Raw genomic sequence first — 8584 nt, 5'->3', positions numbered from 1 at the left:
CCTCGACACTACTATTATCGTTATTACTAATTTCATTTTTATTACTTTTGTTCGAAACAGAAACATTGAATAACTGATTTTTGTAGTCTTCTATAGTATTAAAAGTGTCATCTATGGCTCTTTGAATGGTCATTTCTCCATATGTTAGAGTTCCTCTTTGTTCGTCCCACTTATCACGAATTAACCCGGATTCTCTGAACATACTATCCATTTTTACAGCATCTTTATTTGTCCAAAAAGCTAATTGATTGCATAGAGCTAAATCAGAACTACTGTGATCATTATCTATTAAGTTCCCGTTATATAAACTTCTTATTGATTGCCCATTTTTGCTATTAAACATAACTGACCATAATTGGTTATTGCTCATAAACTTAGTGCCTTCTCCAATTCTTTTAGGGCGGTTAACCATCTTTTTTGTTTCCTGCTTTTTAAAATACTTTTCTAGAACATTCATAAGTCCTGGTTGATCTCTTTTTAATGGTTTATGGTTTCCAGTAACACCAGTAATAGTGAAATAACGGTCTTTACTATAAATTTCTATATCAAGTTTAGTATTTTTGTTTATATATCCATTTGGGATTTCTCCCTTAACAAATATGTGTATTCCTGTTCCGCTTACTGATTTTTCATAGAAAGAATCCACAGAGTTTAAAATGTTTTGAGCGTCTTCTGATATATTTCCTTTTTCATCAATGCATCTATCAATATCAATACCTATAATCCCGTTTCCTAACATAACGCCAATACCATCAAAATCACCAGATTCATAAGCTTGTTTTACTTTTTCGTATGTAGACCAAGTTGTTTCATCATTAGCTTTAGCCATTAGTCCATTAGGTTGATAAGGTATTTTTGTTATTTTTTCTTTACGTTCTACTGCTTTCCAACATACCCATCTATTGAGCTGCGTTAATTCTGTAGGGATATTCTTAAAAACAGGCTCAACAATATTTGAGTTTTTAGTTAGTGCCATATGTTCAACTCCCTTTCATCGTGCTCGCTAATACTGTTTACATTGTAAACCTTGTTACCAAAGAAAACAAGTTAAAAGTTAACGAGGAGAACAAAATAAAAAGGCATACCCTGTCTAACCTGTAAGAATACAAAGTTAAACAAGATATGCCAAAACAAGACTATTGACCGAACAATAGCTTCACGATAAAATGGACATATCAAATTCAACCTGTAGGGCTATTACAGGTAGAGAGTCATTTCCAATAAGGTGTGGGGACACCTTATTATTATGGAAATGGCTTTTTTATTTGATCTATTATTTTAGTACATATTTTACCCTTTGATAACTATTAATTCAATACAAGTAGATTGATAGTTATTAATATGTGAAATATATTTTTTATCGAAAGTAAAAATTTAAAGGTAATCGACTTTATGACGACTACCTTTATCTGATACAATGAGTTTGATTATTTATTAAAATTTAGACTTACAAGAAACCATCTCGTTCGCTGCGGGGTGGTTTTTTTCTTTTTTTCTTAATCCATCGCAAAGATGGAACATATTATTCATATTAAAGATCTCCTTTGTTATGCGCTATATAAGTTTTTAAATAGCAATAACCATCTATAAATCCCTGAACATAATGGTCATGTGACTCAGATGCAGAAAGATTTGTCCAAGATTCGTTAAAACCTTCCAGTAATAGTTGTTCAATTTCGCATAAATCATTTTTTAACGATTGGTATTTATCTATGTTTATTTTGAACATTTCATTAGTGAACTTCGATACAGGTAGTTTATTCTTATCAAATTCCACATCAGCAATGTGTTTTAATATTTCTGTTGCTCCAGCATTATAACAAGCTGCTCCAAAATCAATAGTTTGATCCAAACCAATTCGCGGATCTAATTCAGTTCTTGCAATGTTACTAATTTTCACTGGTGATGTTACATCATAATTCATTTTTTATTCCTCTTTTCTTCGTTTTATTGTAGTTTTCTTCGACTTCTTGTAGATTATTGTAACACACTGTCTTTATATGTCAATAAGTTTCTTTGTTTTATGAAAGATTTATATGTATAATAAAAGAAAAATCGTTTTTAACGAAGAAAAGAGGTACTTATGATTACTTACAAACCATTATTAAAATTACTGATTGATAGAGATATAAAAAAAGGAGATTTAGTTGAAAAAGCTAAAATTTCTTGGTCTACAATGGCTAAAATAAATAAAAATGAATATATTTCGTTGGAAGTTATAGACAGATTGTGTGATATACTAGATGTTCAACCAGGAGATTTAATTGAACATCTATCGAAAAATGAAAATGTATAATCATTCAGTTTACATAATGAATGTTCTAGGAAGTACATGAATAAACCCTTTAATTAAGGGTTTTTATTATGCCGAAAATATGCTCATACATTTTTATTATGCATATTTCTATACATTCGTTGATTTATCAATGTTTTTAGGTTGTTATTAGAAAATTTAAGAGTGTTTTTTTGTATAAAAACATGTATATCGTTCGGTTATCCACCCACAGTGAATTGAGAAAAAGGGACTCTGTAAAAATCTTATCTCCATCGTGATCTGCGAGGTAGTGTTGAGGTGAACGTAATTTTTCGTTGACCTTCATAATGTGAAGATCTGTCCAAAATGAGTGAAAGTACAGGTGAAAGTCATAGTGAAAATAGTGGTGAAGTTTTGTGTTTTGTATTGATTTGTAATATAAAACGTTGATTTTATGCCTATTTCAGCAAATAAAAAGGAGAATTGAGAAAATTCACCAGATAAGTGAAAATAATGGTGAGATTATAGGTGATTAATAATTGTCCACTTTTTTTTGAAACGATCTATGTCTAATTTAGGGATCTTTCCTTCCATTTTTGGATATGAGTAATATTTAATCCATCATACAATACATGAAATTAAATGGTGTCCATAAAAAGAGGACTCCCCTTATAGAGAATCCTACTTCCAAAATTCATACCACTTCTTGTCCTGGCTTGCTGCAATCATCTTTTTAACTTCCTGAACTTCTCTTATTGTCTGCATAAACATCTTGTCCCGTTCCTGGTGCCTCGCTATGTCTTCCCTTGCCGTTTCGCTATTATTCATCGCTATAAGCTTTTGTGATTCCTGTAACGCTTGCATAGCGCTTAATAATTCCGTTTCTCTTTGCGCTGTCCGTTGGTCTTGCTCCGTCAGTCTTTTTGTTAATTCTTGCAACAATTCATTTTGTTTTTCAATTACTTCTTTCTGCTCTTGAATCATCATGTATAGCGGTGTGGCGTTAAAATCAGTGTCTTCATAGCGCTCCATATCGTAGCTATCTAATGGCAATACCTCAACGCCTTGATTCCATGCTACTACTTGTTTTGTAGCACTTTCTAATGTCATATCTGTGTCGCTCTTTAGGTGTATCAGCTTACGAAACACCATTACATCGCTTTCCCTATACTTCCTATGGCCACGATCATTCTTTAGGAATGTATATCCCTCTTTTTCTAACACGTCAGCATACTTGCGTAATGTTGATGATTGGATACATAATTGCTCTGCTACATCGCCAGGACTATAAAACGTCTTCATAGCGCTTCACCTCATAAAAAATATTCGCTATAGCAATGATATATCCTTTTGATGAATAATTACATATTCTCAACGAAATTTTGCGTTTATTTAGATGATAATGTTTTGTTAACAACTAAAAACAGATGAACAATATACATAATCATTCTAAGCGTGTTCTCATCGTGTTTTATCTTTCTTTAACCTTACTAGTACAAAACCATTACTATAACTTATAAAATACAGTACTGACGGATTTGAGAAGGCGTTTTATAATGCTGTTTGTTTTTTATTTTATTGTACAAAAAAAAACCTCCCACAAAGGGGAGGACTTATAAAGGAGTTAGAACATAAACAAGAAATTTTAGCACGTAATTAAAAACTTAAAAATATAAACAACAGAAGTAATTCATTTAAATAATTTACGCTACTTAAACAGCACTTTTTAAACCAGTAATCTTAGTAATGTGTTTTGGTCTTAATACCGCAATATCAATCATTGCGTACACTCTCAGATACACTAGACCTTTCTTCCAAGCGTCTAATGCTTCTCTTGATACCTCAACCATTATTGGAGATTGCATACCGATTAATAAAGAATTAGGGTCAAATATCATAGCTGTGCTTTCATTTGAACCAGCACCACCATTGTTAGGTAGTTGGTTAGATACCATTCGGTTCAAATTTTCAACTACTTGAGGAATGATCAATGGATTTCCATTACTATCAACTAATAAGTTTAAATCCTCATCTGTATTAGCATTTAAAGCCCACGCTGTGGGATCTCCGTTTGCACGTCTGATTTTACCGATTGCTTTAACAAATGGACTATAACCTTTTGATGTTCCTGCCGCTTCTTCATTAATATCAGCATAATTCAATACACCTTTAGGCTCGTCCGCCTTATTACCAAATAAACAAGCTTTATCAATCGTTCTAGCAATACTTTCAGCCATCGCATTTCTAACAACAGACTCTAAATTAGCACTACTTTGTAAGGCTTCTAATGTCACAGAAACTAGTCCATAAACTGTTTTTGATTTCAATGTCACTGGTTCAAATTCCATCACAGATTCGGAAGAATCAGCTCCTTCAGCTTTAAAGCTAAACTGTGGATCTGTTTTAACTTTTGAGATAGTTACATTATTTGATTCCATTGGTAACATTGGTACACCAGATTGAAACAGAATACTTTGATTCCTCGCTGTATCAATTACCTGGCTTGATAAAACTTGTGGGATTAATACACTAGATGTTGCCGTTGATAACGATCTGAATTCGTTTTGTTCTTTTTGTGCATTTAACCAATCACCAGTAATGGCACCACGCAAGTATTTACCTAAGCTTAACTTATCTGAATTAGGATACATATCACTTAATGATTGGCTGCGAGTTAATATTTTATGTCCGTCTTCAAATGTTTCATCATTTGCGATTGATCCAGTACTAAAATTTATTGAGGAAATAGTTCGACCGCCAGTACCGTTATTAATAGCATCTGCTTCTAAACTTCTTCGCTCTCGAACAAGTTTTTCTTCTTTTTCTGAAATTTCATCAAGTTCTTTTTCAATTTCTTTTAAGTCCGCTGATGCGTTATCAGATCTAAGTTCTTTTCTTAGTTCGAATTTTTTATCCTCAATTTTTTCAAGATCTCTTTTTACGTCTGCTAAACTTCGCTTTTCAGCAAAGAATTGAAGGTTTAATGGTAATAATTTTGTCATTAAGCTCCCTCCCATTCTGTTTTTGATTGCTTAGCTCGCTTTTCTTCTAGCAATTCTTGAAGCTCCAAATTTAACATTTTTTCTTCTAGCTTTTCAATAGCTTTTTTCACGCTATCATTTTCGAAATACGAATAAATATCTTTGAAAGCTTTTAATAATTTTCCGATTTCCTCTTTGAATAAATCATTGTAAGGAATTTCTACAAAAAGCTTTTCTCCTTTCTTTTCTTCATGCTGTTTTACATATTCATTAATCGCAAAACGTAAAATTGCTGAAACTGAAACATCAGCTTCTGGAACAGCCTTGTTGATTTCTTTTACAATATCATTGATTTTTTGTGCCGTTTCCTCCGGAACTCTTGCTGCTAACTGACGATCTGCCATATTTAGCCCTCCTTTTTTTATTCTTTGTTTTCATTGTAAACCTTGTTACCAAAGAAAACAATATATAAATTTAAATTATTTTATTTTTTTTTATATATCGCTAAAAATTTCTAAGTTCTGATAAATACGAACAAATGTTGGGTACCCCCCCTTATGAAAATAACCCGTGTGTTCTCTGAAGCTCCCTCCTCGGTCCCTACTGGGCACTGAAAAATAATTTTTATAGGGGGGGTTATAACCGTTGATACTAAAGGCTTTTGAATATATATATACTCGTAATATTAAACATAAAAGTAATTCATAAACTTCTATACGTTTTATTTTTTATAGTTATTTTCCCGTTAAAAAAGTGTATTTTTCGCATAAAAACAGCAATTTTCATAGTTATTTTTGACATTATTATGTTCATGTAATTTATTCTTTAGTGCACCATATCTACTATTCTGTTGTACTCGTTTAATTTCTTAATCCTTTGATACCACAGGGATTGAGAGGTATATCTTATTGAGCGCACTCTTCACTTATTTATGTTGCACTCTCTACTATATTTTGAACTTCATCATCGCTTTATCCATTGAGTCCTGGTTAATACCAATATATCTAAGTGTGATATGAGGACTGGAATGATTAAACATTTCTTGTAACATTGCAACATCTTTTGTTTGTTGATAGAAATGATAACCAAATGTCTTTCTTAATGTATGTGTACCGATCTCTTTTAAGTGGACATGTCCAGCTGCATCTCTTAATATCCGATAAGCAACAGAACGATCAATTGGTTTATTTCCTCCTTGTCTACTTTTAATCACATACTCTCCGTCATTAAGACTCTTTGCATACTCAATAAGTTCCTTCCTAATATGCGGGGCAATACGAATTCTCTTTTGCTTCCCTGTCTTTCTCTCTCGTAAAACAATATGTGTATTTAATATATCTTCTTTCTTTAATCCTAAAATATCCGATATACGTAAACCTGTACTGATCCCAAGAATAAACAACATATAATTCCGTTTGTTACGTAGCTTTAAATAATTCTTCATTTCTTGTAATTTATCTAAATCACGAATCGGTTGTACAAAATTCATTTTCTCAGCTCCTTTTATATATAGAAAATCGGACACGTATCCGAAAATGGTAATTTTTTACGTGCAAAAGTTGTGCAAAAGTTTAAACCCAATGTTTTGCTACTAGAAATGTTGTTATATCAGCACTTAAACTATCTAGGTAGCAAAAGTTCAAAAGTTTTTCAACTCTATCTATATTTTTATATATTATTGTTTTTTTAATTCATAGTAATATACTATGTTTTTTTCATAACCAATTAACTCATAAAAGTTTTGAACTTTTGCTACTAGCTAACTTAAACCATTGGTATTAAAGCATTTTAGGTAGCAAAACTTTATAAAAAAACTTTTGCACAACTTTTGCTACTAGCTCAAACTTTTGCTACTAAATCATTTTTGAGATACTCTCTATCAAAATTGTGGATTCTTTGTTTTTTCAAACTACGATTCTAGATAAAAAAAAGTAGCAAAAATTTAAATTAAACTTTTGCTACCTATACTCTTCTAAAAGTCCAATGCCGGAATAATGTTGAGGAGCACTACTTGAAATTCTACCAATTTTTAAATTTACTTTTCCTTCAAGTCGTTTATAAAATTTAATTTTCCCCAATGCTTTATAACCACTGTCATGGCACCATCTATCATAAGCACAATAGATATCTCTTTTTGTAACTCGAGAAGATTCTTTGATACTGCACATTTCATCAATAAATGTACTAACATTGTCAATTTCTCGTTGATAATCTTCAAGAGCTGCAATAGTTGTTTCATTTATTGTAAAGGAACCTTGTTGTTCAAGACGTTTTAAACCTTCTATTGCTAAATTTAATAATCCGCTTAATTCTTCATCAGTTGTTATCTTATCCATTATATTTTCATCTGCTGCACGTCCATTTTTACCGAAAGTGTGCGGGAATGGTACTATAAGCCATCTTCTAAAGAATCCATAAGTTAAATCACCGCTTCTAGGTAATTCATTTGCTGAGAACATCAAACGAGCAAATGGTTTAAAGTCGAAACTATCGCGACCTTTAAATTCTGCACTGGTACGATCACCACTAACTATTGTTTTAAATACGCTTGATTTTTCTAATGCATTTGCTGGAATATCTGCGAAAGTGTTTGCTAGTTTTCCATATAATTGAGCCAATTTGAAACGATTATGTTCTAAGTCTTGTAAAGGTATGTTAGAAATGTTATTTATACCAATAAACCGTTCGAATAAAGCGATTAATTTACTTTTACCGTTTGAACCTGTACCTGTTAACATTAGAGCTTTTTCATATCTTGTATCTGGAATCATGGAGTAACCGAACCATTCTATTAACATCTTAATAGTGTCACTTGGTACAATTTCGCTAATAAATTTTTTAACATTAGGACAATTAGCGTTTTTTTGATATTCCACTGGAAGTTGAATTGTCGTAAATATTTTTGGACTATGTTCTTTTAATTGTCCCGTTTTCCAATCAAGAAGACCGTTCTTTACATTTATATATTTATGGTCTGTATTCACTAAATCACTTTGTTTATAAGTAACAGTTTCGATATAGTAAATTATTTCTGCTGCATGGGATTTTCTAAATAAAGTTCCAAGTAAATTAGTAATGTATTTCCGTATAAGCATTTCTGCATTAGGTTTATACACTCCATGATCGTAGTAATATAAAATTCCACTCGTAAACACGATAGGTTGTTTTGTTAGTATTTCTTCTGCTAATAAAGGAGGTACAAACTTTCCTTCTCTGAAATATTTTTCTTTAGCTAAAACCTCGACACTACTATTATCGTTATTACTAATTTCATTTTTATTACTTTTGTTCGAAACAGAAACATTGAATAACTGATTTTTGTAGTCTTCTATAGTATTAAAAGTGTCAT

General features: G+C 31.6%; 8 protein-coding genes. 1 reads left to right on the top strand and 7 read right to left on the bottom strand.

Annotation, left to right across the window (positions count from 1 at the left end; genetic code table 11):
- On the bottom strand, positions 1 to 976 hold a 976-nt coding region (locus MR076_RS25485; protein ID WP_472927089.1), incomplete at its 3' end, for a phage NrS-1 polymerase family protein.
- 555 nt (positions 977 to 1531) lie between these two features.
- Positions 1532 to 1924: a hypothetical protein gene (locus tag MR076_RS25480; protein ID WP_242225359.1), complete on the bottom strand. Its 393-nt coding sequence runs from the start codon at positions 1922 to 1924 to the stop codon at positions 1532 to 1534.
- Between the two features lie 159 nt (positions 1925 to 2083).
- Here MR076_RS25480 and MR076_RS25475 point away from each other — a divergent pair, with 159 nt between their 5' ends.
- Positions 2084 to 2296, top strand: coding sequence for a helix-turn-helix domain-containing protein (locus MR076_RS25475; protein ID WP_242225358.1), 213 nt, complete (start codon positions 2084 to 2086; stop codon positions 2294 to 2296).
- Between the two features lie 639 nt (positions 2297 to 2935).
- Here the strand turns inward: MR076_RS25475 and MR076_RS25470 are convergent.
- The 5 genes from MR076_RS25470 to MR076_RS25450 form a co-directional block, all read right to left on the bottom strand.
- A complete protein-coding gene (locus tag MR076_RS25470) occupies positions 2936 to 3556 on the bottom strand; it encodes a DUF3967 domain-containing protein (protein ID WP_242225357.1) in 621 nt (206 codons plus the stop codon).
- Between the two features lie 410 nt (positions 3557 to 3966).
- Positions 3967 to 5256, bottom strand: coding sequence for a phage major capsid protein (locus MR076_RS25465; protein WP_242225356.1), 1290 nt, complete (start codon positions 5254 to 5256; stop codon positions 3967 to 3969).
- A complete protein-coding gene (locus tag MR076_RS25460) occupies positions 5256 to 5639 on the bottom strand; it encodes a hypothetical protein (protein WP_242225355.1) in 384 nt (127 codons plus the stop codon). Before MR076_RS25460 ends, MR076_RS25465 begins: the two co-directional genes overlap by 1 nt.
- A 542-nt stretch (positions 5640 to 6181) precedes the next feature.
- A complete protein-coding gene (locus MR076_RS25455) occupies positions 6182 to 6724 on the bottom strand; it encodes a site-specific integrase (protein ID WP_242225354.1) in 543 nt (180 codons plus the stop codon).
- A gap of 469 nt (positions 6725 to 7193) precedes the next feature.
- On the bottom strand, positions 7194 to 8584 hold a 1391-nt coding region (locus MR076_RS25450), incomplete at its 5' end, for a DNA primase family protein (protein WP_242225353.1).

This window comes from Bacillus cereus group sp. BfR-BA-01380 (genome assembly GCF_022663535.1).
In the GTDB taxonomy this organism is placed as follows: domain Bacteria; phylum Bacillota; class Bacilli; order Bacillales; family Bacillaceae_G; genus Bacillus_A; species Bacillus_A cereus_BB.
The sequence above is the reverse complement of the archived record's forward strand: the minus strand, read 5'-3'. Positions and strand labels throughout refer to the sequence as shown.

Coding starts and splice junctions, on each gene's coding strand:
- MR076_RS25480 (WP_242225359.1), bottom strand. CDS start 1,924: ATGAATTATGATGTAACATCACCAGTGAAAATTAGTAACATTGCAAGA.
- MR076_RS25475 (WP_242225358.1), top strand. CDS start 2,084: ATGATTACTTACAAACCATTATTAAAATTACTGATTGATAGAGATATA.
- MR076_RS25470 (WP_242225357.1), bottom strand. CDS start 3,556: ATGAAGACGTTTTATAGTCCTGGCGATGTAGCAGAGCAATTATGTATC.
- MR076_RS25465 (WP_242225356.1), bottom strand. CDS start 5,256: ATGACAAAATTATTACCATTAAACCTTCAATTCTTTGCTGAAAAGCGA.
- MR076_RS25460 (WP_242225355.1), bottom strand. CDS start 5,639: ATGGCAGATCGTCAGTTAGCAGCAAGAGTTCCGGAGGAAACGGCACAA.
- MR076_RS25455 (WP_242225354.1), bottom strand. CDS start 6,724: ATGAATTTTGTACAACCGATTCGTGATTTAGATAAATTACAAGAAATG.